The 25,563-nt window shown below is 71.6% G+C and carries 17 protein-coding genes; 4 read left to right on the top strand and 13 right to left on the bottom strand.

Going from position 1 to position 25,563, the window contains the following annotated elements; genetic code table 11:
* Positions 1 to 15 precede the first annotated feature (15 nt).
* Positions 16 to 1,143: a CobW family GTP-binding protein gene (locus AC0693_RS20225; protein ID WP_478802455.1), complete on the bottom strand. Its 1,128-nt coding sequence runs from the start codon at positions 1,141 to 1,143 to the stop codon at positions 16 to 18.
* Positions 1,144 to 1,182: 39 nt separating this feature from the next.
* Positions 1,183 to 2,355, bottom strand: a complete 1,173-nt coding sequence (locus tag AC0693_RS20220; protein WP_478802605.1) for a citrate synthase/methylcitrate synthase — start codon at positions 2,353 to 2,355, stop codon at positions 1,183 to 1,185.
* A gap of 54 nt (positions 2,356 to 2,409) precedes the next feature.
* On the opposite strand from AC0693_RS20220, the gene AC0693_RS20215 reads away from it, so the two are divergent.
* Positions 2,410 to 3,675, top strand: a complete 1,266-nt coding sequence (locus AC0693_RS20215; RefSeq protein WP_469338588.1) for a citrate synthase — start codon at positions 2,410 to 2,412, stop codon at positions 3,673 to 3,675.
* Between the two features lie 57 nt (positions 3,676 to 3,732).
* Here the strand turns inward: AC0693_RS20215 and AC0693_RS20210 are convergent, their stop codons facing one another.
* The 7 genes from AC0693_RS20210 to AC0693_RS20180 all read right to left on the bottom strand — a co-directional run bounded on the left by AC0693_RS20210 (position 3,733) and on the right by AC0693_RS20180 (position 16,819).
* Positions 3,733 to 6,165 (bottom strand): discoidin domain-containing protein, encoded by a 2,433-nt coding sequence (locus AC0693_RS20210; protein WP_478802454.1) that lies wholly within the window; start codon positions 6,163 to 6,165, stop codon positions 3,733 to 3,735.
* 70 nt (positions 6,166 to 6,235) lie between these two features.
* A complete protein-coding gene (locus tag AC0693_RS20205) occupies positions 6,236 to 7,846 on the bottom strand; it encodes a glycoside hydrolase family 13 protein (RefSeq protein WP_478802453.1) in 1,611 nt (536 codons plus the stop codon).
* A 39-nt stretch (positions 7,847 to 7,885) separates the two neighbouring features.
* Complete coding sequence (locus AC0693_RS20200) at positions 7,886 to 8,761, bottom strand: carbohydrate ABC transporter permease (protein ID WP_469319610.1); 876 nt, start codon at positions 8,759 to 8,761, stop codon at positions 7,886 to 7,888.
* A 64-nt stretch (positions 8,762 to 8,825) separates the two neighbouring features.
* The gene (locus tag AC0693_RS20195) at positions 8,826 to 9,731 is read right to left on the bottom strand and encodes a carbohydrate ABC transporter permease (protein ID WP_478802452.1); all 906 of its coding nucleotides are present in this window, start codon (positions 9,729 to 9,731) and stop codon (positions 8,826 to 8,828) included.
* Between the two features lie 108 nt (positions 9,732 to 9,839).
* Positions 9,840 to 11,243: an ABC transporter substrate-binding protein gene (locus AC0693_RS20190; protein WP_478802451.1), complete on the bottom strand. Its 1,404-nt coding sequence runs from the start codon at positions 11,241 to 11,243 to the stop codon at positions 9,840 to 9,842.
* Positions 11,244 to 11,456: 213 nt separating this feature from the next.
* Entirely contained in the window at positions 11,457 to 12,467 is a 1,011-nt protein-coding gene (locus tag AC0693_RS20185; protein WP_356406163.1) for a LacI family DNA-binding transcriptional regulator, read from the bottom strand.
* Between the two features lie 65 nt (positions 12,468 to 12,532).
* Complete coding sequence (locus AC0693_RS20180) at positions 12,533 to 16,819, bottom strand: discoidin domain-containing protein (protein ID WP_478802450.1); 4,287 nt, start codon at positions 16,817 to 16,819, stop codon at positions 12,533 to 12,535.
* 212 nt (positions 16,820 to 17,031) lie between these two features.
* On the opposite strand from AC0693_RS20180, the gene AC0693_RS20175 reads away from it, so the two are divergent.
* Both AC0693_RS20175 and AC0693_RS20170 read left to right on the top strand, forming a co-directional pair.
* Positions 17,032 to 18,663, top strand: a complete 1,632-nt coding sequence (locus tag AC0693_RS20175) for an ATP-binding protein (RefSeq protein WP_469319009.1) — start codon at positions 17,032 to 17,034, stop codon at positions 18,661 to 18,663.
* A complete protein-coding gene (locus tag AC0693_RS20170; RefSeq protein ID WP_468465013.1) occupies positions 18,660 to 19,370 on the top strand; it encodes a DUF7342 family protein in 711 nt (236 codons plus the stop codon). Before AC0693_RS20175 ends, AC0693_RS20170 begins: the two co-directional genes overlap by 4 nt.
* Before the next feature lie 4 nt (positions 19,371 to 19,374).
* Here the strand turns inward: AC0693_RS20170 and AC0693_RS20165 are convergent, their stop codons facing one another.
* From AC0693_RS20165 to AC0693_RS20155, 3 genes are all read right to left on the bottom strand, one after another.
* The gene (locus AC0693_RS20165; protein WP_478802449.1) at positions 19,375 to 20,967 is read right to left on the bottom strand and encodes a solute symporter family protein; all 1,593 of its coding nucleotides are present in this window, start codon (positions 20,965 to 20,967) and stop codon (positions 19,375 to 19,377) included.
* Positions 20,964 to 21,479, bottom strand: coding sequence for a DUF485 domain-containing protein (locus AC0693_RS20160; RefSeq protein WP_356406153.1), 516 nt, complete (start codon positions 21,477 to 21,479; stop codon positions 20,964 to 20,966). The genes AC0693_RS20165 and AC0693_RS20160 overlap by 4 nt, the downstream gene beginning before the upstream one ends.
* Before the next feature lie 254 nt (positions 21,480 to 21,733).
* Positions 21,734 to 23,854, bottom strand: coding sequence for a DNA gyrase/topoisomerase IV subunit B (locus AC0693_RS20155; RefSeq protein ID WP_356406151.1), 2,121 nt, complete (start codon positions 23,852 to 23,854; stop codon positions 21,734 to 21,736).
* A 444-nt stretch (positions 23,855 to 24,298) separates the two neighbouring features.
* Here AC0693_RS20155 and AC0693_RS20150 point away from each other — a divergent pair, with 444 nt between their 5' ends.
* Positions 24,299 to 24,532: a DUF7455 domain-containing protein gene (locus tag AC0693_RS20150; protein ID WP_330333066.1), complete on the top strand. Its 234-nt coding sequence runs from the start codon at positions 24,299 to 24,301 to the stop codon at positions 24,530 to 24,532.
* Positions 24,533 to 24,692: 160 nt separating this feature from the next.
* Here the strand turns inward: AC0693_RS20150 and AC0693_RS20145 are convergent, their stop codons facing one another.
* The gene (locus AC0693_RS20145; protein WP_478742503.1) at positions 24,693 to 25,532 is read right to left on the bottom strand and encodes a S1 family peptidase; all 840 of its coding nucleotides are present in this window, start codon (positions 25,530 to 25,532) and stop codon (positions 24,693 to 24,695) included.
* Positions 25,533 to 25,563 lie beyond the last annotated feature (31 nt).

Here is a 25,563-nt window from a genome sequence, read left to right as displayed (position 1 = left end):
CGACCCGGCCGGCCTTTAGACGGGCGGGTCGGCAGGGTCCAAGGGGTCCACCGGGCCGGCCGGTTCCGGTGCGTCCTGGCGGACGTACCGCAGGACGCCCCACATGCTGTCGGCGGGGGCGTCCTCGGGGGCGCTCTCGCGGCAGGCCTCCAGTCCGCGCAGCAGGGCGGGGCCGTCGGTGCCGCGGCCGATCAGGACGAGCTGGGTGCGCCGGGGTTCGTCGCGGCCCCAGGGCAGCGGGGCGAAGCGCAGGAACCGGCCGACGGCGTGGACCTCGTACTTCTCCTCGTGGCCCGGTACGCCGAAGTGGACGAAGCCCTTGATCCGGTAGAGCCCGGCGGGGCGCGCGTCGAGGAAGTCGATGAACCGGCGGGGCGAGAGCGCCCCGTCGGCGGTGAACTCGGTGGTCTCGTACTGCGCGTGCGCGTGCCCGCCGTGGTCCCCGTCCTCGTCCGCGGCCCGGGTGAGCAGGTCCTCGAAGGACAGCTGACCGCGCGTCTCGGTCCAGGGGCGGCGGTCGAAGAACAGTTCGGGATCGATGCGGCCGTGGTCGGCGGCGACGAGCGGGATGCCGGGGCAGAGCGTGCCGAGGACGGACTCGACCCTGGCCCGCTCGGCGGCGTCGACCCGGTCGGTCTTGTTGAGCACGACGAGGTCGGCGACGGCGAGGTGGCGGTCGGTCTCGGGGTGCTCGCGGCGGGTCGCGTCGAATTCGGCGGCGTCGACGACCTCGACCATGCCGCCGTAGTGGACGTCCGGGTTCTCCCCGGCCACCAGCATCCGGATCATCTCCTGCGGCTCGGCCAGCCCGCTCGCCTCGATGACGATCACGTCGATCCGGTGGGCGGGATCGGCGAGCTTGGCGAGGTACGCGTCCAGCTCGCTGCCGTCGACCGCGCAGCACAGGCAGCCCCCGCCGAGGGAGACCATCGAGTCACCGACCTGCCCGGCGACCGACATCGCGTCGATCTCGATGGAGCCGAAGTCGTTGACGACCACCCCGATCCGGGTGCCCGCGCGGTGCGCGAGGAGGTGGTTGAGCAGGGTGGTCTTGCCGGATCCGAGGAATCCGGCGAGGACGACGACGGGGATGGGCCGCCGGGTCCGCGGCCGACGGCTCTGCTGGGTCTCGCTGGTGCTCATCCGGTCGATGGTAGAGCGTGTGCGACGGCCGGGCACGGCTCAGCCGAGCGGGGGCACCGGCTGCGGCGGGGTCGGGCCGACGTACCGGGCGGCGGGCCGGATGATCTTCGAATCGGCCGCCTGCTCCAGGATGTTCGCGCTCCAGCCGACCACCCGCGCGGCGCAGAAGGTGGGGGTGAACATCTCGCGGGGCAGCCCGCACAGTTCCATCACCACCCCCGCGTAGAACTCGACGTTGGTGTGGAGTTCGCGGCCCGGCTTCAGCTCCGCGAGGATCTCTTCGACGCGTCGTTCGACCTCGACGGCGAAGTCGACGAGCGGCCCGCCGAACTGCGTCGCGATCTCGCGGAGCATGCGCGAACGCGGGTCCTCGGTGCGGTACACGGGGTGGCCGAAGCCCATGATCCGCTCTCCCGCGAGGACGCGTGCGCGGATCCAGGGGTCGATCCGGTCGGCGGTGCCGATCGCGTCGAGGGTGTCCAGGGCGCGGCTGGGGGCGCCGCCGTGCAGCGGGCCGGAGAGCGCGCCGATCGCGCCGGTCAGGCAGGCCGCCACGTCGGCCCCGGTGGAGGCGATGACCCGCGCGGTGAAGGTCGAGGCGTTGAAGCCGTGGTCGATGGTGGAGATGAGGTAGCGCTCGACGGCCCGGGCCCGGACGGGGTCGGGCTCCTCACCGGTCAGCATGTACAGGTAGTTGGCGGCGTAGGGGAGGTCGTCGCGCGGCTCCACCGGCTCCAGTCCCCGGCCGAGCCGGTGCAGCGCGGTGAGCAGGGTGGGTACGGCGGCGCAGGCGGCCAGCGCGTCGGCGGCGCGGCGCTCGGGGGTGAGGTCGTACAAGGGACGGAACCCGGCGCAGGCGCCGAACAGGGAGAGCGCCGTGCGCAGTCCGGCGAGGGGGCCGGCGGGCGCGGTGGCACGGGCGAGGGCGGGGAGCGCGCCGCGGACCTCGGCGGGGAGCCTGCGCAGCGGGGCCACTTCGGCGGCGAAGGCGGCGCGTTCGGCGGGCCCGGGCAGCGCGCCGCGGACCATCAGGTGCCAGACGTCCTCGAAGCCGCGGCTCGTGGCGAGGTCGACGGCCGAGTACTGGCGGTAGTGGTAGAAGCCCTCGCGGCCGCGGACGTCGCCGAGGGCGGTGTCGGTGACGACCACGCCGGCGAGGCCGCGGGGTACGGGCGGGGTGCTGAGGTCGGTGTCCATGGATTGACCATCCATCATGGATCGAATCACTGTCAATATTGATTGAATCAATATATGTAGGCTGGATCCATGGATCACGACCTTTCCGGTGAGCACCCGGGTGAAGAGCGGCGGCTCACCACCCGGCAGGCCGCCGAACTGCTCGGGGTGAAACCCGCGACGGTGTACGCGTACGTCAGCCGGGGCCAGCTCACCAGTCGCCGCGATCCCGTCGGCCGGGGCAGCAGCTTCGCCGCCCGGGAGGTCGAGGAGCTGGCGCGCCGCACCCGCCGGGAGGCCGCGCTCCCCCAGCCCGCCGCCGCGGGCGGCGGACTCGCCGTGCGCACCGGCATCACCCTGATCGAGGACGACCGCTACTGGTACCGGGGGGTGGACGCGACCGAACTGGCCGCCCGCCACTCGTACGAGGAGGTCGCCGACTGGCTGTGGACCGGCGTCCTGCGCCGCGGGATCCGCTTCGAGGCGCCGGAGCAGATGCTGGCCGCCGCCCGGCGGCCGGTGGCGGCCCTGCCGGAGCACAGCGGCCCGCTGGACCGGCTGCGGGTCGCGACGGCGGCTGCCGCCGTCGCCGATCCGCTGCGCTTCGACCTGTCCGAGGAGGCCGTGCTCGGCTCGGCCCGCTGCCTGATCCCCACCCTGGTGGGCGCCCTGCCGGTGGTGGGGCGGGCGCACCGCGGGACCGGGCCGCTCTCCTGGCAGCTGTGGAGCAGGCTGACCGAGCGGGAGGCCGACCCGGCCGCGCTGGAGGTGCTGGACCTGGCGCTGGCGCTGCTGATCGACCACGATCTGGCCGCGTCGACCCTGGCGGTCCGGGTGGCGGCCTCGGCGCGGGCGCATCCGTACGCGGTCGTGTCGGCCGGACTCGGCGCGCTGGAAGGGCCCTTGCACGGCGCGGCCGGGCGGCTCGCGCACCGGATGCTGGTGGAGGTGGTCGAACGGGGCGGGGCCGCGCCCGTGGTCGCCGACCACCTGCGGGCCGGACGCCGGGTGCCGGGGCTCGGGCACCGGCTCTACCGGGGCGAGGACCCGCGGGCCACGGCCCTGTTCGCGCGGCTGGAGGCGTTGCCGCAGGCCGGGCCCGCGCTCGCGGCCGCCCGGGACGTGGTCGCCACGACCGCGGCGCGCCGAGCGGGTCTGCACGCGAACGTGGACCTGGCCCTGGCCGTGCTGACGGTGTCCTGCGGGATGCCGGCGGAGGCCGGGGAGAGCGTCTTCGCGGTGGCCCGTACGGCGGGCTGGATCGCGCACGCGCTGGAGGAGTACCAGGAGCAGCCGCTGCGGATGCGGCCGAGCGGGCTCTACCACGGGCCCCGCCCGCCACAGCCGATGCCGTGACGGGCGGGGCCCGCCGGACGCGCGGGGGGAGCGAGGGGCCGGGTCGCGAGGGGCCGATCAGCCCGCGTAGGCCTCGAACTCGCCGATCTGACCGGCCGGCCAGCCGGTGTTGCCGGTGACGGTCACCCGTAGGTGGCGTGCTTCGGTGCCCGCCGGGAGGGTGAGGGTCACCTGGTTGCCGTTGGCCGGGTCGAAGCGCTGGTCGCGGGCGCCCAGCAGGGTGGTGAAGGCCGCCCCGTCGGCGCTGCCGAGGACCGCGAGGGTCTGGGTACGGGCGCCCCAGGCGGCCGACGGGGGAAGCTTGAGCACGATCCGCCGCACCTGAGCGGTGGCGCGCAGGTCGGCCGTGAGCGATTGCGGGAAGGCGTTGTTGGCGCTCTCCCAGTAGCTGCCCGGGTCACCGTCGACGGCTTTGGCCGCGTCGTAGACCTGGGTGTGGGAGGTCTCGGTCACCGGGCGGCCCCGCAGCAGGTTGCGCGTCGGATCGGGCGTGGTGGGAGTGGGGGTCGGGGTGGGCGTGGGAACCGTCGGGGTCGGCGTGGGGGCCGTCGGCGTGGGCGTCGGATCCGGTCCCGGCGGCTGGGCGGCGGGCGGGAAGGGCCCGCAGTAGGTGCTCGGGAGCTTCGCGTTCCAACCGGAGTTCCCGCTTCCCTGGGTCAGCTTGAGCTGTGCGCCGAGGCAGCTGTAGACGGGCTCGCCGAAGCCGATCCGGGTGGCCCTGACGTTGGTCATGGACAGTTCGGCGGGGTCGTTGAACTGGAGCGCGAACGTCCCCGTCCCGTCGATGTTCACGCCGTCGAAGTGGACGCCCTTGGTGGTGCCGGAGACGAAGTGGACCGCCGCGTAGGAGCTGTCCAGGATGTCGCTGTCGGTCACGTTGATCGCGGCCTTGTCGATGGAGCTGTTCCGGCTGTCGAACCACACCGCCCCGATCGGGAAGCTCCACCCGTAGTCCGTGTTCCCCGTCCTGATCAGGGTGTTGCGGGCGAGCGTGAAGGTGCCCTGGACATCGGTGCCCTGGCCCGCGGTGACGCCGGGGTAGCGGTTGCCGACGTGCAGGCCGCCGCCGTTGGTCAGGGTCTCGGCGGCCACGTTGTCGGTGACGCTGATGTCCTTGCCGCCGTAGACCGCGATGTTGTTGGCGAGGATCGGCGCCACCACCGTGTTGCGGCTGAAGGAGTTCCCCACGTTCGCCTTGGTGTCGGCCCACATGGCCAGGCCGTCGTCACCGGTGTTGCGCAGGAAGGTGTTCTCGACCGAGGAGTGCGTGACGCCCCAGTGGAAGTTCACGCCGTCCGCGCTCTGGTCGAGGATCCGGCTGTTCCTGATGTGGAAGTTGTCCATCGGGCCGTCCATCCAGGCGCCGACCTTGGTCCGCTGCATCCAGACGTCGTCGACGACGGAATCCGTCATGGCCCCGCCGATGGCGTTGACCTGGTCGTCGTCCACCCGGTCACCGATTTCGCCGATGATCGCGAAGCCCTTGAGCGTCACGCCCCGGCTGGGGCCGTTGTCCTCGTACGGACGGATCTGGCCGCCGTACCCGCCGCCGCGCACGTACTTGCCGTAGATCCCCGCGGCGCGGGCGCGGTCGGTGGGGTGCCGGCCGGTGAGGACGGAGTACCAGGGTCCGGCGCCGCGCAATGTCACCTTGTCCACGACCACGTGATCGGTGAGCTTGAAGGTGCCCTGCGGTATCCACACCTCCTTCGACTGGGCCGCTCCGGCGTCCACGGCGCTCTGGAAGGCCGCCGTGGAGTCGGCGGAGCCGTTCGGGTCGGCTCCGAAGTCGGTCACCGACAGCGAGCCCGCGGGCCGGCCGGCCGGGGCGGCGACCTGCTCGAAGTCGGCGAGGTCCACCACCGCCCAGGGGGTGGCCGCGGTCCGGGCCAGCGTGAGCCTGACCTTGGCACCGGCGGGGAGGGTCTTCCCGAACAGGGTGCGGGTCTCCTCGTAGAAGTGGTGCGGCTTCTCGCCGGGCTGGTTGGTGAAGGGGTAGCTGCCGTAATACCAGCTGTACTTCGAGGTGAAGTCCAGGTCCTTGAGCCTGGCCCCGTCCAGGGCGAGTTCCACGGGGGCCGTGATGCCCGTACCGGCCGCGTTGTCGGGGACCGAGTAGCGGACGTTCATCGCGTTGGCGGGTTTGGTCAGGGTGAACTCGACGTACTCCCCCGCCGCGTCCAGCCGGACCGCGCTGCGGCCGGAGGCCTCCGCGGGCAGGGTCGTGTAGGTGCGGTCCGGGCCGATCACCGAGCCGGTGGTGGCCGCCCGCTCCGCCTCCTGTTCGGTGAAGGGGACGGCGGCCCCGCGCCCGGGGACGTCCAGGGGCGACAGCGCGGCGGGAGCGGCCGCCGCGGCCGGGGCCGCGGCGGTGAGGACGGGCAGGGCGGCGGTACCGAGGAGGGCCGTGGCCAGGGCGGCGAGCAGCGCGGCGCGCGCCGGCCTGCCTCGCGTTGGTGTCCTGGGGCTCGTGCGACGTGTACGACTCATGCGGGGGCCTCTCCATGCGTGGGGGGAAGTGCACGGCGGACTGGGGGGTACCGGCGGCCCGGCTGCGGCGTCAGGTCCGCAGCCAGGCCGCCGTGTCCTGCGGGAGCAGCCCCGCGGCGTCCAGGGGGGCGCTGCTCAGCAGGAGTTCGGCGGGAGCGGGCAGGGGTACGGGCGCGGCGGACAGGTTGACCACGCAGACCAGGCCGTCGGGGCGGGCGAAGGCCAGTACCCCGTCCGGGGTGGGCAGCCACGTCATCGAGCCCGCCCCGAAGCCGCGCGCGGCCCGGCGCAGGCCGAGGGCGAGGCGGTAGAGGGTGAGCATCGACTCCGGATCGGTGGCCTGCCGGTCGGCGGCGTACGTCGCCCAGTCGTCCGGCTGGGGCAGCCACGGGTCGTGCCACGGCTCGGCGGTCCAGGGCAGCGGCACCCGGCAGCCGTCGCGGCCGGGGTCGCGGCCGCCGGAGCGGAAGTGCATGGGGTCCTGGATCCGGTCGAGCGGGACGTCGGCCTCCGGCAGGCCGAGTTCCTCGCCCTGGTACACGTAGACCGCGCCGGGCAGGGCGAGGGTCAGCAGGGCCGCGGCGCGTGCCCGGCGGGTGCCGAGGGCCAGGTCGGTGGGGGTGCCGAAGACCTTGGCTGCGAAGTCGAATCCGGTGTCCCGGCGTCCGTACCGCGTCACGGTGCGGGTGACGTCGTGGTTGCAGAGCACCCACGTGGCGGGGGCTCCGACCGGGGCGTGCTCGGCGAGGGTCTCGTCGATGGAGGTCCGCAGCCGGCGGGCGTCCCAGGGACAGCTCAGGAAGGAGAAGTTGAAGGCCGTGTGCAGTTCGTCGGGCCGCAGGTAGCGGGCGAAGCGCTCGGAGTCGGGCAGCCAGACCTCGCCGACGAAGACCGCGCCGAACTCGTCGGCGATGGCCCGCCAGGAGCGGTAGATCTCGTGCAGTTCGTCCCGGTCGATGTAGGGGTGCACCTCGCCGGGCCAGGGTTCGCCGGGGCGGCCCGCCAGGTCGGGCAGGGCCGGGTCCTTCGCGAGCAGGGCGGCGGAGTCGATCCGTACGCCCGCCACGCCGCGTTCGAACCAGAAGCGCAGGACCTCCTCGTGCTCGCGGCGCACGGCGGGGTGGGCCCAGTTGAGGTCGGGCTGCTCGGGGGTGAACAGGTGCAGGTACCACTCCCCGTCCGGTACCCGCGTCCAGGTCGCCCCGGCGAACTGCGAGGGCCAGTCGCCCGGGGGCAGTTCGCCGTGCTCGCCGCGGCCGGGCCGGAAGTGGAAGAGCGCTCGCTCGGGGCTGCCGGGGCCCGCGGCGAGCGCGGCCCGGAACCAGGCGTGCTGGTCGGAGACGTGGTTCGGGACGATGTCGACGATGGTGCGCAGGCCCAGTCCGGTGGCCTCGGCGATGAGCTTCTCGGCTTCGTCCAGGGTGCCGAAGGCGGGGTCGATGGTGCGGTAGTCGGCCACGTCGTAGCCGCCGTCGGCGAGCGGGGACAGGTACCAGGGCGTGAACCACAGCGCGTCGACGCCGAGTTCGGCGAGGTAGGGCAGCTTGGCGCGGACACCCGCGAGGTCTCCGGTGCCGTCGCCGTCGCCGTCGGCGAAGCTGCGCGGGTAGACCTGGTAGATCGCCGCGCTGCGCCACCAGTCGGCGTCGGCGGCGGCTGCGGGCAGGGGAAAGTCGGCCACGAGGGGTGGTCCTTTCACACGGGGCGGGCGCAAGGGTGGTCAGCCCTTGAGGGAGCCCGCCGTGAGGCCGCTCATGATGTTGCGCTGGAAGATCAGGAACACGACGAGGGTGGGTGCGCAGGCCATGGCGAGCGCCGCGATCAGGTGGTTCTCCGGCACTCCCGTCGACAGGGAGTAGATGCCGACGTTGAGCGTCTGCAGGGCCGGGTCCGGCAGGGTGAGCATCGGCCAGAGGAAGTCCTTCCACACGCCGACGACCGCGAAGATGGAGACGACGCCGAGGATGGGGCGGGACATCGGCAGGACGACGGAGCGCAGGGTGCGCAGGGCGCTCGCCCCGTCGATGGAGGCGGCGTCGAGGATCTCCTGGGGGATCGAGTCGAAGAACCGCTTCAGCAGGAAGATGTTGAAGGCGTTCGTCACGGACGGCAGCCAGATCACCCAGGGGGTGTCGAGCAGGTTCCGCCGGATGAGCGGCATGTCCAGGACGGTCAGGTACTGGGGTACGACGAGCACGGTGGCCGGGATCATCAGCGTCGCCAGCATCATCCCGAGGACCGCCTTGCCGAAGACGGGGCGCAGCCGGGAGAGCGAGTAGGCGGCGGCGACGTCGAGGACGAGCTGGAAGACCAGCGCGCCGACGGCGTAGTAGACGGTGTTGAACAGCAGCCGGGCCAGATCCATGACCTTCCAGGCGCTGGTGTAGTTGGCGGTGTGCAGGGAGCCGGGCACCAGGGTGGGCGGCACCTCGGCGAACTCCTCGGTGCTCTTGAGGCCGTTCGCGACCATCCAGTACAGGGGTCCGAGGAAGACGAGGGTGAAGGCGGCGACGGTCAGGGCGAGGACCGTCCAGTAGAGGATCTTCCCCCGGGTCCGGCCGCGTCGGGCCGGGGAGATCAGCGTGCGCTCTGCCATGTTCGGGGCTCCTGTCCTGCTCGCTCGTCCCGTGCAGTCCGGGCTCGTCCGGGCTCGTCTCGTGTCAGTTCTCGTTGTCGCGGCTCAGCCGGACGTACGCGGCGGAGAAGCCGGCGAGCAGGACGAGCAGGCACAGGCCCAGGGCCGCGGCGCCGCCGTACTGGTTGAAGTTGAAGGCGTACTGGTAGATGAGGACCACCACGGTCGTCGTGGAGCCCTCGGGTCCGGCGCCGCCGGTGAGCAGGAACGGCTCCACGAACACCTGCATCGTCGCGATGATCTGCATGAGCAGCATCAGGGAGAGGATGAGTTTGGTCTGCGGGACGGTGACGTGCCAGATCTTGCGGAGCAGGCCCGCGCCGTCGAGTTCGGCGGCCTCGTAGAGTTCGCCCGGGATGCCCTGGAGGGCGGCCAGGTAGATCAGGGTCGCGCCGCCCATGTTCATCCAGGTGGCGGCGAGGACCACGGAGAGCATGGCGGTGTCGGGGGACTGGAGCCAGTCCTGGGCCGGCAGGTGCAGGAGCACCAGGATCCGGTTGAAGAGTCCGTAGCCGGGGTCGTAGAAGTATTTGAACAGCAGCACCGAGGCGACCGGCGGCATCATCACCGGAAGGTAGACGAGCAGCCGCAAAAAGCCCTGTGCGTGGCGGAATTCGTTGAGGACGACCGCGACGACGAAGGGCACCAGGAAGCCGAGGACCAGGGCGAGGCCGGTGAACAGCAGGGTGTTGCGCCAGGCCTGCCAGAAGCCCGGGTCGTTGAAGACGTAGCGGAAATTGTCGAATCCGGCCCAGGTGGTGGCGCCGTTCTCGGTCTTCTGGAAGGCCAGGAGGAACTCCCGGACCATCGGGTACCAGGAGAAGAAGGCGAAGCAGAGGACCGCGCCGATCAGGAACCCGTGGGCGGAGACGTTCCGCTTGAGTGCCCGGACGAAGGCTTCCCGGGATTGGGGCAGGGTGGGGGCCGACATCACCGCTCCTTGGTCGGTCGCAGGGCTGGCTGAACACGGCGGGGCGGACGGGTGGGTGGGCGAGCGGGGCGGGACCCGGCCGGGGAGGGTCCGGTCCCGCCCGGCGGCCTACTGGTTGCCCAGCACCTGGTTGACCGCCTTCTCGGCGTCGCCGAGGAGCTTCGCTGGGTCGGCGTCCTTGTTGGTGAGGACCCCGGACATCACCTTGTCGAGCACCTTGTAGACCTCCTGGGCCTTGGCGGGCTCGGCCTTCGGCGGCACCGGGTTGTCCAGGAAGGGCTTGAAGTTGGCGACCGGCATCGTCGCGCTCGCCGCCTTCAGCGCGTCACTCTGCTCCTTGGCGGCGCCGGTGAAGAAGGCGGGCTGCGGCAGGCCGACCGGGAGGCCGTCGGCCTTGCTGCGCGCGAAGTCGAACTGGCCCTTGCCGACCGTGAGGGTCTTGAAGTTGAGCCAGGCGACGGCCGCCTTGATCTTGTCGGGCGAGCTGCCCTTCTTGATCATGTAGGCGTTGCCGCCGAAGAGCGTGGCCGCGCCGCCGGGCAGCGGTCCCATGCCGAAGTTGTCGTACTTCGCTCCGAGCTGCTGGACCATGTACGTGATGTCGTCGGGGGCGGCGATGAACATGCCGAGCTTGTCGGAGGCCATCTGCTTCTGCAGGTCGCCCCACTTGAGCAGCTGGGTCTTGCCCATGCTGTCGTCCTGCCAGCGCATGGCCTTGAGGTTCTCGACGATCTGCCGGCCCGTGGGGTTGTTGAAGGCGGCCTTGCCGTCGGCCCCGACGACGTCGCCGCCCATGCCGTAGAGGGTGGCGGTGTAGTGCCAGCCGCCGGTGTTCTCCACGCTGTACTCGCCGAAGCCCGCGGTGCCGTTGCCGAGGGCCGCGATCTTCCTGGCGGCCGCGCGGACCTCGTCCCAGGTCCGCGGCGGGGCGTCGGGATCCAGCCCGGCCTGGGTGAAGAGCTTGCGGTTGATGAGCAGGCCCATCGTGTAGTTGCTGGTCGGCAGGCCGTAGAGCTTGCCGTCCTGCTTCAGGACGTTCATGACGTTCTTGTCGAGGGAGTCGAGCGCGGGGACCGACTTCGGCGTGACGTACGCGGAGATGTCCTCGGCCCCGTCGTTCTCCCGCACCTGCGCCAGGTCCGTGAAGTACGTGTAGAACACGTCCGGTTGCGACTTGGCCTTGAGCATCGCGGTGAACCGCGGCGGCTCCAGGCACTGGCCGGGAGTCGAACGGCCGTCGATGGTGACGTGGGGGTAGATCTTCCCGAACGCCGCGACGTCCTCCTTCCACTCCTTCAGCTCGGCCGCCTTGGCCGCGGGCGGCATGCAGTCGATGGTGAGCGCGACCTTGGTCTTCGGGTCGAGCGGTGCGGAGGCGTCGGCCGCGGCGCCGGGCGCCGCCTTGTCCGCCGTGCCGTCGCCGACGCTGCTCGTACCGCAGGCCGCGAGGGCGGTGACGGCGAGCGCGGAGACGAGGGCGGCCGCGACGGGGCGGCGGGTGCTGCTTCTCATCGGTGGACCCCTTCGAGCATCGAGCAGGAGTGCGGGGGGACGAGCGCGGCACACTCAACCACCAGCCACAGATGAACGCAATATCTCGCGCAGATTTCGTAATAGATTGACAACCAGAGCCGAGCTGGGTGCATTCTGGAACGCAAAAACAGGGCCCTCGTACGTCGCATGAACGTACGAGGGCCCTGTCGGGGCGGGTCGCGCCGGCTGCGCCTAGTCGCGCGGGGCCTGCGCGGTGGAGCCGCGGACCACCAGCTCCGGCTCGAAGAGCAGCTCGCCGGGCTGCACGGCGGCGCCGTGGATCTGCGCCGTCAGCAGCTCCACGGCGGCCCGGCCCATGGCCTCGATGGGCTGGCGGACGGTGGTGAGCGGGGGCTCCGTGCAGTTCATGAACGCCGAATCGTCGTAGCCCACCACGGAGACCTGGCGCGGTACGGCCAGCCCCCGGCGGCGGGCGGCCCGTACGGCGCCCAGGGCCAGCGGATCGCTCGCGCAGATGATGCCGGTGACCCCGCGGTCCAGCAGGCGCGAGGCGGCCGCGTGGCCGCCCTCCAGGGAGAACAGCGCCCGCTCGACGTGGGCGGCGGGCAGCTCGGTCCCGGCCGCCGCGGCGACGGCCTGCGCGGCGGTGAGCTTGCGCAGCGAGGGCATGTGGTCGGGCGGCCCCAGCACCAGCCCGATCCGCTCGTGCCCGAGCGAGGCCAGGTGGCGCCAGGCCTGTTCGACCGCGACGGCGTCGTCACAGGCCACGCAGGGGAAGCCGAGGTCCTCGATCGAGGCGTTGATCAGCACCACCGGAACCTTGCGGTCGGACAGCAGCCGGTAGTGCTCGTGCGGGGCGTCGGCCTGCGCGAAGAGGCCGCCGGCGAAGACCACGCCGGAGACCTGCTGCTGGAGCAGCAGCTCGACGTAGTCCGCCTCGGAGACGCCGCCCGTGGTCTGGGTGCAGAGCACCGGGGTCAGGCCCTGCTGGGCCAGGGCGCCGCCGATCACCTCGGCGAAGGCAGGGAAGATGGGGTTCTGGAGTTCGGGCAGGACCAGGCCCACGAGGCGGGCGCGCTCGCCGCGCAGCTGGGTGGGCCGCTCGTAGCCGAGGACGTCGAGGGCGGTGAGCACGGACTGGCGGGTCGCGTCCGAGACGCCCGGCTTGCCGTTGAGCACCCGGCTGACCGTGGCCTCGCTGACTCCCACCTTCTTCGCTACCTGAGCAAGTCGTCGCGTCATGAGCGCAAGACTAGCGCAAGCGGTGCAAGCCGCTTGCGCTGGTCTTCGGCCCTCTTCGGGTCCGTCTACGGCAGCTGGTTGATCTTCAGCGTCGTGGTCGTGTTGCGCACGTCCACGGCGTTGCCGCTCGTCCTGAGGTTGTGGATCTCGACCTCTCCGACCGCCGGCCCCTGTCCCGCTTCCGGCATCTCATTGGCCCAGAGGCCGAATCCCGACTTGGCATCGTAGGCGTCACCGCTCTTCCTGGCGCCCGTGATGGTGATGTCCCGCAGGACCGTGTCCTTGATGGGATTGACCGGCTGTCCTCCGATGTACTGGGTCTGGAACATGATGCCGCTGTAGGTCGGATCGACGATGTCGACGTTGTTGATCCGGATCCCCTGGAACACCTTCGATGCGGAGAAGATCCAGATCCCGGGGAAGGTCTGCGCTCCCCAGAAGTGGCCGCCCGCGCGCACGATCGAGATGTTCTCGAAGGTCGTCGGGTCGGTGCCGAATCCGTTCATGGGATACCCGAAGTCCAGCGAGCTGATCGTGATGCCCGAGTAGACGAGGGTGTCCGCGATGAGGATGTTGCGGAAGGTGTTGTTGAAGCCGCCGTAGACGGCGACTCCGGCCGCGCGCCAGGTCAGGAGCGTGGTCAGGTTCTCGTACACGTTGTTCTTCATGTCCGCGCCGCCCGCGTCGATCGCGGAGAACAGCGCGAAGCTGTCGTCGCCCGTGGAGCGCGCCTCGTTGTTGGAGACGAGGTTGTCCGTACTGCCGTTGGTCATGTTGATGCCGTCGGCGAAGGTGTCGCGGATCCGCGCGTTCTTGATGGTGATCCGGTCGGTGTTGGCGCCCCAGTAGAGGCACACCGTGTGCTCGTTCCAGACGTTGTCGATGGTGATGTCGGTGACGTTGGAGAAGTCGAAGACCTTGCCCGGGCCGTCGATCCGCGAGGTGTAGTTGCCGAAGTAGGCGAAGCCGGAGAAGGACGAACCCTTGGCCGTGCCCTCCGCCCGCCAGCCGATGTCGGTGTTGTCCTGGGTGGCGGGTGCGTGGAAGCGGGTGAACCACGGGCCCGCGCCGACCACCTGCACGGCCTTGCCGTACACCTGGAACTTGCTCGCCGTGTCGTAGTCGCCCGGCGGCAGGTACACGCCGACGAGCTTGCCGGTGGTGTCCATGCGGACCTTGTCCAGGGCGTTCTGCACGTCCTGGTGGCCGAATCCGCCCGGCACGGCGTACGCGGCCGGGTCCGGGTTGGGGACCGCCGCGGCCTGTTCCAGGCTGACGAAGTCGATCGCGTAGGTGGAGGTGTTGGCCGCGTCCTTCTGGAGGCGGATCCTGCTGCCGGCCGGGACGGTCTCGCCGAGCAGGATGCTCGCCTCGTCGTAGATGTGCCGCGGGGCGCCGGAGCCGGGCGAGTTCCCCGGGGAGGCCTCGGCGCCGTACAGCCAGGCGTACTTGGAGGTCAGCGGCAGGGCCTTCTTCAGGGCGCCGTTGACGTAGACGTCGATGGTGGAGTCGATGCCGCCGCCGCCCGGAGCGTCCGGGATGGAGAAGCGGGTGACCAGGGTGTTGGTGGCGGCCCGGGTGGTGAACTCGACGTATTCGCCGGTCGCGTCCAGGCTGACCGCCTTGCGGCCGGAAGCCTCGCCCGCGATGTCACCGATGGTGCGGTTCGGGCCGACCACGCTCGCACCGCCGCCGACGACGCCGTCCTCCGCCTCGTAGGTGTCGAAGGGCAGGTTCGCTCCGCGGCCCACGAAGAAGGACGTGGCGCTGTTGTTGTTGGCGCGCTTGACGGGCAGTTCATTGGCGTCGTCGGCGAGCACCACCTTGACGGTGTACTTGCCGTTGGCCGCGGGCCAGCTGCCGAGGGTGACCGGGGCCGCGGCCGCGCCGGCCGCGAGGGCGCCGTTGAAGGAACCGGTGAGGGTGCGGACGGTGGCGCCGTTCGCGTCCTGCAGGGTGAGCGTGATGCCGTGGGAGCCGGCGGCGGCCGCCGCGGTGCCCTGGTTCTTCACGGTGACGGAGAAGCTGACGCTCTGGCCCGCGGCCGGTGCGCTCGGGGTCCAGTTGACGGCCGCGGCCACCAGGTCGGAGCTGTCCACCGGGCGGACGACCAGCGGCGGCCCCGTGAAGGTGTTGTTGGTGTCGTTCTGCTCGATGACGGCGTTCGCCTCGTCGACGACCGCGCTCAGCGGGTAGCTGCCCGCGTCGCGCGGGCCGATGGCGGCGCTGACGTTCGCCTGCGCTCCCGCCGCGAGGGCCGGGACGGCGGCGGTGGCGATCGTGGAACCGCCGAGCCGGAACGTCACCGCGGTGGCGGCGGCCGCGGCCGGTCCGCTGTTGCGCACGGTCGCGGACAGCGTGACGGTGTCCAACTCGACCGGGGCCGCCGGCGCGGCGCTCAGTGCGCTGATCTGCAGGTCGGGGTTGGGCGCCGGGACGCCGATGACCTGGAACTCCGCGATCTGGCCGTTGCCGGCCCCGCTGTTGGCGGTGAAGCGCAGTTGCACGTCCGCGACGCGGGCGCTCAGGGCGAGCGTGACGGTGTTGCCGGACGCCGGGTCGAAGACGTAGTCCTTGGCGGCGACCATGCTGGTGACGCCCGCGGCGCCCTGCTCGCGGCCGAGCACTTCGATGCGCTGGGTGCGGGCGCCCCAGCTGCTGTCCGGGTTCAGTTTGAGGACGAGGCGGTCCACATCGGCGTTGGCGCCGAGCTTGACCGTCAGGGTGCTCGGGTAGGCGCCGCCCGCGCCTTCCCAGTAGGTGGCGGTGTCGTTGTCGTTGGCGTTCTCCGCGACGAAGGCGTTGGCCACGGAGGAACCGGTGATCGCCTTGCCGACGGCGAGGTTGGAGCCCCCGCCTCCGGTGCCGTTGCGCGTGACGGAGTTGCTGTCGCCGGAACGGTTGCCCGCCGCGTCCTTGGCGCGGACCACGTAGGTCACGCTCGCGCCGGCGGGCTGGGTGTCGGTGTAGGTCGTGACGCTGCCCGCGACCGTGGCGCGCGGCTGGTTGTTCGCGTAGACCTCGTAGCCGGTGACGCCGACGTTGTCGCTGGAGGCCTGCCAGGTGAGCTTGATCTGCCCGGTGGCGGGCTCGGTGAAGGACAGGGCGCCCGGAGCGGTCGGCGCCTGGGTGTCACCGGTGTCACCGGCGCGCGTCACGCTGTTGCTGTTCGGCGACTGGTTGCCGGCGGCGTCCTTGGCGCGGACGTAGTAGGTCACGCCCGTGCCGGTGGGCTGGGTGTCGGTGTAGGTGGTGACGTTGCCCGCGACGCTGGTGCGCAGCTGGTTGTTGGCGTAGACGTCGTAGCCGGTGACGCCGACGTTGTCGGTGGCGGCCTGCCAGGTGAGCTTGATCTGCCCGGTGGCGGGCTCGGTGTAGGCCAGCGCGGTGGGGGCGCTCGGTGCCTGGGTGTCGCCGGTCCGGGGACCGTAGATCTCCAGCTCGGACAGCTGGCCGCCGGGCTGGACGCTGTTCTGCGCTATCAGGACCCGGAGGTAGCGGGTGGTGGTGGCGTCGAAGGCGACCGGCACCGCGTTGCCGTTGGCCGCGGTGAAGTCGTAGGCCTTGGACGCGGTCAGGTCGGTGAAGTCGGTGCCGTTGGCACTGCCCTGGAGCTTCAGGGTCTGGCTGCGGGCGCCCCAGTTCTCGGGCAGCCGCAGGACCACGCGGTCCACGCGCAGCGATGCCCCGAGGTCGGCCTGGATCCATTGCGGCAGCGCGTTGTTGGCGCTCTCCCAGTAGCTGGCCCGGTTGCCGTCGTTGGCGTTGGAGGCCACGTAGGTCTGGGTGGCGCTGCTGGCGGTCAGGGTCTTGCCCAGGGCCAGGTTGTCCGAGGACTCGCCGGCTGTCCGGACCTCCAGTTCGGCGAGCTGGGCGGCCGGCCAGCCCGTGTTGGCGGTGATGTCGATCCGCACGAACCGCGTCCGGGTGGCCGGGAAGCCGATGGTCACCGTGTTCCCGCCGGCCGGGCCGAAGGCGTACGTCGCCGAGCCGACCAGGGTGCTGAAGCCGGCGCCGTCCGCACTGCCTTGAACGGACAGCGTCTGGTTGCGGTTCCCCCAGTCGGCCGGGAGCTTCAGCACCACCTGATCGATCCGGGTGGTGGCCCCGAGGTCGGTCTGCACCCACTGCGGGAAGGTGCCGCCCGCGCTCTCCCAGTAGGTGGACTGGTTGCCGTCGGTGGTGTTGGCGGCCGTGAAGGAGCCGTTGGTACTGCTCGCGGCAGCGGGCCTGCCCGCGGCGACGCTCGGCCCGCCCGCGGCCGTGGCGGTCAGGGCCGGCCCTCCGAGCATCAGCAGGGCCGTGCTGATCAGGGCGGCCAGGACCCGCCTTCTCCAGCTGTGCCTTCTCATACGTCCTCGCCCCTCGCATGGTTTTTGAACCGGGTGACATAGGAATTTGCGTAGTGCGGTGCGAGAATTGCAGAGCCTTCGTCAACCGTCTACTGCCACGACCACACTTTTCCTGCTGACTCGCTTGCGCAAGCAGCACGCAAGCGACGCAAGCCGCTTGCGTTCATCGGGGAAATTCCCAAAAAGCGGAGGCCGCCCTACGGTTCCTAGTCATGCGGATCCCCTTCACGAGCGCCGAGAGCGCGACGAGCGCCCGGCGCTTCGCCCGCCCCCGGCGGGCCGTCTCCCAGATCCTGCTGACCCAGCTGGCGATAGCCGCCGGGGTGGCCGTCCTGGCCACGGGCCTCTTCCTGGCCCCCCTCGGCTCCCAGCTCGACGACCAGGCCATGCGGCGCGCCCTCGCCATCGCGCAGGGCGCCGCCGCCGACCCCGACCTGGCCACCGCCCTGCTGGCCGGACCGCCCAGCTCCGACGGCCCCGTCCAAGCCACCGCCGAGCGGATCCGCCGCGCCACCGGAGCGGAGTACGTCGTCGTCATCGACCTCCGCGGCATCCGCCGCTCCCACCCCAGCCCCGCGCTCATCGGGCTGCCGGTCTCGACCGACCCCGGCGACGCGCTGGCGGGCCGCGAGGTCATGGAGATCGACGAGGGGACCCTCGGCCGCTCCGCCCGCGGCAAGGTCCCGCTGATCGCCGCCGACGGCGAGATCGTCGGCGCCGTCTCGGTCGGCATCGCCTACGACAGCGTCCGGGACCGGCTCGTCGGCGCCATCCCCGGGCTGCTCGCCTACGCGGGCGGCGCGCTGGCGGTGGGCGCCCTGGCCGCTTTCGTCCTCTCCCGCCGGATCCAGCGCCAGACCCGTGACCTGGCCTTCTCGGACATCGCCGGGCTGCTGGCCGAACGCGAGGCGATGCTGCACTCCATCCGCGAAGGCGTGGTCGCCCTGGACCGCTCGGGCCGCGTCCGCCTCGTCAACGACGAGGCCGCCCGGCTGCTGGGCCTCGCCCCCGGCGCCCCGGGCGCGGCCGGCCGCCCCCTGGAGGAGCTCCTGGGCCCCGGGCGGACCACCGACGTCCTGGCGGGCCGGGTCGGCGGCCGCGACCTGCTCACCGTCCAGGGCTCCCGCGTCCTGCTCGCCAACCGCATGCCCACCGAGGACGGCGGCGCCGTCGCCACCCTGCGCGACCGCACCGAGGTGGAGCACCTGGGCCGCGAGCTCGACTCCACCCGCGGCCTGATCGACGCCCTGCGCGCCCAGGACCACGAGCACGCCAACCGGCTGCACACCCTGCTCGGCCTGCTGGAGCTCGGCCTGCACGAGGAGGCCTCCGCGTTCCTCACCGAGGTCGTGGGCGTCCACCGGACCACGGCAGAGCAGGTCACGGAGAAGGTCCGCGATCCACTGCTCGCCGCACTGCTCGTCGGCAAGGCCGCGGTCGCCGCCGAGCGGGGCGTTGCGCTGCGCCTCTCCCCCGCCACGCTGCTGCCCGACCGGCTGGTCGATCCCGGCGGCCTCGTCACCATCGTCGGCAACCTCGTCGACAACGCCCTGGACGCCGCGGCCGGCTCCGCCGGGCCCCTGGTCGAGGTGGAGCTGCGCGCGGAGGGCCGCACCGCCGTGCTGCGGGTGCGCGACAGCGGCCCGGGAGTGCCCGCCGACCGGCGCGAGGAGATCTTCACCGAGGGCTGGTCCACGAAGCTGCCCCGCGGGCACCGCGAGCGCGGGCTGGGGCTGGCGCTCGTACGCCGTCTCGCACAGCGCCAGGGCGGCAGCGCCCGGGCCGGTGAGGCGGCGGACGGCGGGGCGGAGTTCGCCGTCGAGCTGCCGGAGGCCCTGCGATGAGCGGCTCCCCGCTCCAGGTGCTGATCGTGGACGACGATCCGCGGGTGGCCCGGATCAACGCCGCCTACGTGGCGAAGGTGCCCGGCTTCGCGGTCGCGGGGCAGGAGCACTCGGCCGCCGGTGCGCTGGCGTTCGTCACCGCGCGCCCGCCGGACCGGCCGGTGGACCTGCTCCTGCTGGACCACTACATGCCGGACGGAAGCGGGCTCGATCTGGTCGGGACCCTGCGCCGGCTCGGACACCAGACCGACGTGATCATGGTGACGGCCGCCCGGGATCTGGCCACGGTCCAGGCGGCGATGCGGCTCGGCGCCCTCCAGTACCTGGTGAAGCCGTTCACCTTCGCCGGACTGCGCGCCAAGCTGGAGGCGTACGCGGCCCTGCGCCACGCGCTGGGCGGAGGCGGCGAGGCCGAACAGGCCGAGGTCGACCGGATCTTCGGCGCCCTGGCCGGGGCCGCCACCCCCAACGAACTCCCCAAGGGCCACTCCCCCACCACGGCCGACCTCGTCCGCCACGTCCTGCGGACCGCCGAGGGCCCCCTGTCGACCCAGCAGATCGCCGACCGCGCGGGCATCAGCCGCCAGACCGCCCAGCGCTACCTCAAGCTCCTCGAACGCGGCGACCGCGTCCGCCTCACCCTGCGGTACGGGGAGACGGGCCGCCCGGAGCACCGCTACACCTGGCTCCCGTCCGCGCGCCCCTGAGCCCTCACACGGCCCCGGCCCCGGTGAGGGAGCGGACCTCCGTCTCGGCGTGCCGCGCCGCGTCCGGCGCCTCGGCGGAGGTGACCGTGCCCAGCCAGCCCGCGAGGAAGCCCAGCGGGATCGAGACGAGCCCCGGGTTCTGCAGCGGGAAGTACTGGAAGTTCACGGACGGGAACAATGCGTCGGGGCTGCCGGAGACCACCGGCGAGAGGACCACCAGCACCACGGCCGGCACGAGCCCCCCGTACACCGCCCAGACGGCGCCCTGCGTCGTGAAGTCCCGCCAGAACAGCGAGTACAGCAGGGCGGGCAGGTTGGCGGAGGCGGCCACCGCGAAGGCCAGCCCCACCAGGAAGGCCACGTTCAGGTCCTGGGCGAGCAGTCCGAGCGCGATCGCCACCGCCCCGATGCCCACCGCCGCCGCCCTCGCCACGGCCACCTCGCCGCGCTGGCGGGCGTGGCGCCGCTTCAGCGAGGCGTACAGGTCGTGCGCGACGGAAGCGGAGGAGGCCAGCGTGATCCCGGCGACCACGGCCAGGATCGTCGCGAACGCGATGGCGGCGACGATCGCGAACAGCACGGCGCCACCGGTGGAGTCGGCCCCGCCGCCGAGATGGGCCGCGAGCAGCGGAACGGCCGTGTTCCCCGAGGCGTTGGAGGCCCGGACCTGGTCGGGGCCCAGCAGCGCGGCCGCGCCGAAGCCGAGCACGATGGTCATCAGGTAGAAGCCCCCGATGAGCCCGATCGCCCACACCACCGAGCGGCGGGCCGCCCGCGCGGTCGGCACCGTGTAGAAGCGCGACAGGATGTGCGGCAGTCCGGCGGTACCGAGGACCAGCGCGAGCCCGAGGCTGATGAAGTCCAGGCGCGCGGCCCAGTCCCCGCCGTACCGCAGACCGGGGCCCAGGAACTTCCTGCCGTGGCCGCTGCGGTCGGCGGCGGTGGTCAGCAGTTGGTTGAAGTCGCCGTGGAAGCGGATCAGCACGAGCACCGTGAGCGCCACGGCCCCGCCCATCAGCAGGACCGCCTTGACGATCTGGATCCAGGTGGTGGCGCGCATGCCGCCGAAGGACACGTAGATCACCATCAGCGCACCGACCCCGATCACGGTCCAGGTCCGGGCGCCGGTGCTCGAAGCGCCGAGCAGCAGCCCGATCAGGCTGCCCGCGCCGACCATCTGCGCGACGAGGTAGAGCACCGAGACGGTGACGGACGAGACGCCCGCGGCGATCCGCACCGGCCGCTCGCTCATCCGGGACGCGACCACGTCGGCGAGGGTGAACCGGCCGCAGTTGCGCACCAGTTCGGCGACGAGGAACAGCACCACGAGCCAGGCCACGAGGAAGCCGACGGAGTACAGCATGCCGTCGTAGCCGAAGAGGGCGATCAGACCGGAGATCCCGAGGAAGGACGCGGCGGACATGTAGTCGCCCGCGATGGCGAATCCGTTCTCCATGGGGGAGAACAACCGCCCCCCGGCGTAGAACTCCTCCGCCGAACCGTGCCGGTTGCGGCTCACCCAGGTGGTGATGCCGAGGGTGACCGCGATGAAGAGGCTGCAGAGGATGAGGGCGAGCGTCTGGTGTTCGGTGGTCACCGGCCGGCCCCCCGCGTGCGCTCCTGGTCCCGTTCCTGCTCGAAGACGGTCCAGCGCAGGTCGAGGGCCGCCCGGTCCCGGCGCAGCCGCGCGTGCCGCGTGTAGGCCCAGGTCAGCAGGAAGGTGCTGAGGAACTGGCCGAGTCCGGCGAGCAGGGCCACGTTGACGGCGCCGACGACGGGACGGGCCATCAGGTCCGGCGCGACGGTCGCCGCGATGATGTAGGCGAGGTACCAGAGCAAGAAGCCGACGGTGGCGGGGACCACGAATCCGCGGTAGCGGCCGCGGACCTCCTGGAAGGCGGCGCTGCGCTGCACCTCGAGGTAGATGTCGGCCGCCCTGGGGCCGTACCGTCCGTCGTCCGCACCGCCGGCCGGACGCGGTCCGGGGACGCCCGGGACTGCCCCGTCGCTCTCCCCCTCGCCCTCGCCCCAGCCCGCGGCGAGGGCCTCGTACCAGGGGTCGTCGTACCGGATAATCGTTCCGGCGTCTGGCCCTTCTTGCTTGTCCACCGGGCTCTCCTTGTCCGCGGCCGCAGTAGCCGCGTACCGCCAAGGATGGCGGGAGGGAAGGGCCCGAAACCAATCTCAGGGCCCTCTTCACTCCATTAGGTGATGGCCGGGCGTGGCGCGCGGAAACGCGGGTCGATCCGTGCGGGGCCCACCCGCGGACGGGTCGCGGGAGGGGCTCCGGAGACCGGGCGCGGGCAGCCCCCGGGAGCCGGCGTGGACGGCCCCCGGGGAGCGGGCGCGGGTGCGCCCGCGGGTCAGGCGTCGATCCGCGAGCGGTCCAGGGTCGCCGCCGAGCTGGTGATGAACTCCTTGCGGGGGGCGACCTCATTGCCCATGAGCAGGTCGAAGACCTGCTCGGCCCCGTCCAGGTCACCGATGTTGATCCGGCGCAGGGTGCGGAAGCGGGGGTCCATGGTGGTCTCCGCCAGCTGGTCGGCGTCCATCTCGCCCAGACCCTTGTAGCGCTGGATGGTGTCCTTGTAGCGGATGTTCTTGCGCTGGTACTCCAGCAGCGTCTGGCGCAGCTCGTTGTCGGAGTAGGTGTAGACGTACTTGTCCTGGCCCTTCTTGGGCTGGACCAGCTCGATCCGGTGCAGCGGCGGTACGGCCGCGAACACCCGGCCCGCCTCGACCATCGGGCGCATGTAGCGCTGGAAGAGGGTCAGCAGCAGGCAGCGGATGTGGGCGCCGTCCACATCGGCGTCGACGAGCAGGACGATCTTCCCGTACCGGGCGGCGTCGATGTCGAAGGTGCGGCCCGACCCGGCTCCTATGACCTGGATGATCGCGCCGCACTCGGCGTTCTTGAGCATGTCCGAGACCGACGACTTCTGGACGTTGAGGATCTTGCCGCGGATCGGCAGGAGGGCCTGGAACTCGGAGTTGCGCGCGAGCTTGGCGGTGCCGAGGGCGGAGTCGCCCTCGACGATGAACAGCTCGCTGCGGTCCACGTCGTCACTGCGGCAGTCGGCCAGCTTCGCGGGCAGCGAGGAGGACTCCAGCGCGGTCTTGCGGCGCTGCGCCTCCTTGTGCTGGCGGGCCGCGATGCGGGTCCGCGCCGCCGCGACGATCTTCTCCATCACGGAGCGCGCCTGCTGCTTGTCGTCGCGCTTCGTGGAGGTCAGGAACGCCTTGAGTTCCTTGGCGACCACCGCGGCGACGATCCGGGTGGCGGCCGAGGTCCCGAGGACCTCCTTGGTCTGGCCTTCGAACTGGGGTTCGGCGAGCCGGACGGTCACGACCGCGGTCATGCCCTCCATCGCGTCGTCCTTGACCACGTCGTCCTCGGCCACGCGCAGCAGCTTCGCCGAGCGGAGCACCTCGTTCACCGTCTTGGTGACGGAGCGCTCGAAGCCCGAGATGTGGGTGCCGCCCTTGGGGGTGGCGATGATGTTGACGTAGGACCGGACCGTGCTCTCGTACCCGGTGCCCCAGCGCAGGGCGATGTCGACGCCCAGCTCGCGGGTGACCTCGGTGGGGGTCATGTGTCCGCGCTCGTCCAGGACCGGGACGGTCTCCTTGAAGGTCCCCGAGCCGGTCAGCCGCAGCACGTCGCAGACGGCCTTGTCCTGGGCGAGGTACTCGCAGAACTCGCTGATGCCCCCGTCGAAGCGGAAGGTCTCCTCCGTCTTGCCCGCGCCCTCCAGGGCCCGCTCGTCGCGGACGACGATGGTCAGGCCGGGCACGAGGAAGGCGGTCTGCCGGGCACGCTGGTAGAGCGTGTCCAGGGTCAGCCGGGCGTCCTTGAGGAAGATCTGGCGGTCGGCCCAGTAGCGCACCCGGGTGCCGGTGCGGCCCTTGGTGACGCGCTTGACCTTGCGCAGGCCGTTGGCCGGATCGAAGGGGCTGTCGGGGCCCGGCTCGGTGAACATCCCCGGAACGCCGCGCCGGAAGCTGATCGCGTGCGTGGAGCCGTTGCGGTCGACCTCGACGTCGAGGCGGGCGGAGAGCGCGTTCACGACGGAGGCGCCGACGCCGTGCAGGCCGCCGGAGGCCGCGTACGAGCCACCGCCGAACTTTCCGCCGGCGTGCAGCTTGGTCATCACGACCTCGACGCCGGACAGCCCCGTCTTCGGCTCGACGTCGACCGGGATGCCCCGGCCGTTGTCGCGCACCTCGACGGAGGCGTCCTCGTGGAGGATCACCTCGATGTGGTCGCAGTAGCCCCCGAGGGCCTCATCGACGGAATTGTCGATGATCTCCCAGAGGCAGTGCATGAGGCCACGGCTGTCCGTGGACCCGATATACATGCCGGGGCGCTTGCGGACGGCCTCGAGGCCCTCGAGGACGAGCAGGTGCCGCGCGGTGTAGTTGGAACCGTCCCGGTCTGCTCCGGACAGCAGCGCGCTGGAAGGCACGGACGTGTCGGCGGTCACGCAGTTCGCTCCTCGCTGAATTTCTTTTCTGGCCCGGTCGGGCGCAGGGGTGGCTCGGGTGCCGGTCAGAGGGTACCGAGGCCTGGTAGAGCCGATGTAACGCCACCCTCGTGATCCTTCAGCCTAGTGCAGGCCCGCACGGATGTTCGATCGCTCGCGGGAGTGAAGCAAACATCACGTTCCCTTCCAGGCATGAACCATTTAGTGTTCGGGCACGTCCTCATGAACAACCGGCGCTTCGCCGGAGAGGGCCGAACCTGCAAGAAGCAACGACAGACAACGCGAAACCGTAAAGCAAAGCAATACGGCTCCTTCGCCGCCAACCGGCAACAGCCGGCCAGCTTCGGAAGGAAGTTTCGAGGAAAAGCCGCGAGCGGGAACGTTTTCGGCCTGGTTGGATGTTGACCCTGGTACGACAGCTCGTCGAGCTAGAGAAGAGGCGACGTGACTACTGTTCTGACACCCGCGACCCCGCTGACGGCCGCTGATCGATGCGACCGTTGCGGCGCCCAGGCATACCTGCGCGTCGTCCTGCTGAGCGGCGGTGAACTGCTCTTCTGCGCCCACCACGGTCGCAAGTTCGAGCCGGAACTCAAGAAGATCGCCGCGGAAATACAGGATGAGACTGAGCGGCTCACGACCGCTCCGGCCGCTGTGGCCGACCCCGAGGACCGCTGACACAGGGCCTGACCTCGCATCCCGACGAGCCAGGACCGGCCCAGGCCGGTCAGCGGGCGGCACCCCTGAGACCCAGGGGGACCGCCCGTTCTCATGTCCGGGTACGGGGCGACCCGCGCCTCCCGTGGCGCCCGTCGGCGGCTCCGGGCGGCCGGCCCGCTCAGCCCCGCCGACCCGTCCCGCCGACGAAACCGATCAGCGGGGCGATCCTCGTGTACACACCGGGGCTGTCAGCGCGCCCGCAGCCCCTCCCCCAGGACACCAGCCCGATGAGCCTCCCCTGGGCCACCAGAGGCCCCCCGGAGTCCCCCTGACAGGCATCCCTGCCACCTTCCCGGACCCCGGCGCAGACCATGGACGCCTCCTGGTACTGCCCGTCGGCGTCCCCCGGGTAGGCGCGGCGGCACTCCGCGTCCGCCAGCACCGTGACCGGGGCGGCATGCAGGGCGTACGCGTAGTCACCGAAGCCGCTGGTGTCCCCCCAGCCGTATACGGTCGCGTCCGCACCGGGGGCGTAGCCGGGATGCCCGGCGGCGGCCATCGCGAGCACGTACGCGGCGGGGACGGCCTCGCCCAGTTCCAGTACGGCGATGTCCCCGGCATTGGTCACCGGGTCGTAGGCGGGGTTCACCCGCGCCGCCCGCACCTTGATCTCACGGCCTTCGGTGCCCGTCAGCTCGGTCCGGCCGGCGATCACCACGAGATCGGGCACCGAGGCCACCGGCCCGCCCAGGACGTTGTCGCCCAGGCAGTGCGCCGCCGTGACCACCTTCGTCGGCCCGACGATCACGCCCCCGCAGAACTGCCCGGCCCGGGTACGCCCGAACCGGTCACGGCTGGCCAGTGCCACCACCCAGGGACTGTCGGCCACCTTCACGGGCTGCCCGCCGATCACCACCCCGTCCGCGAGGGCGCGCGGTGCCTGGACCAGCGGGGCCACACCCGCCCCCGCCACCAGGGTCAGCACACCTGCCAGAGCACGGGCAAAGGGACGACGCATAGGGCCTCCTGACTCTGTGTGTACACGACTC

The sequence above is a fragment of the Streptomyces sp. NPDC043876 genome, from assembly GCF_056435825.1.
This window is presented reverse-complemented; position numbering and strand designations above follow the sequence as displayed.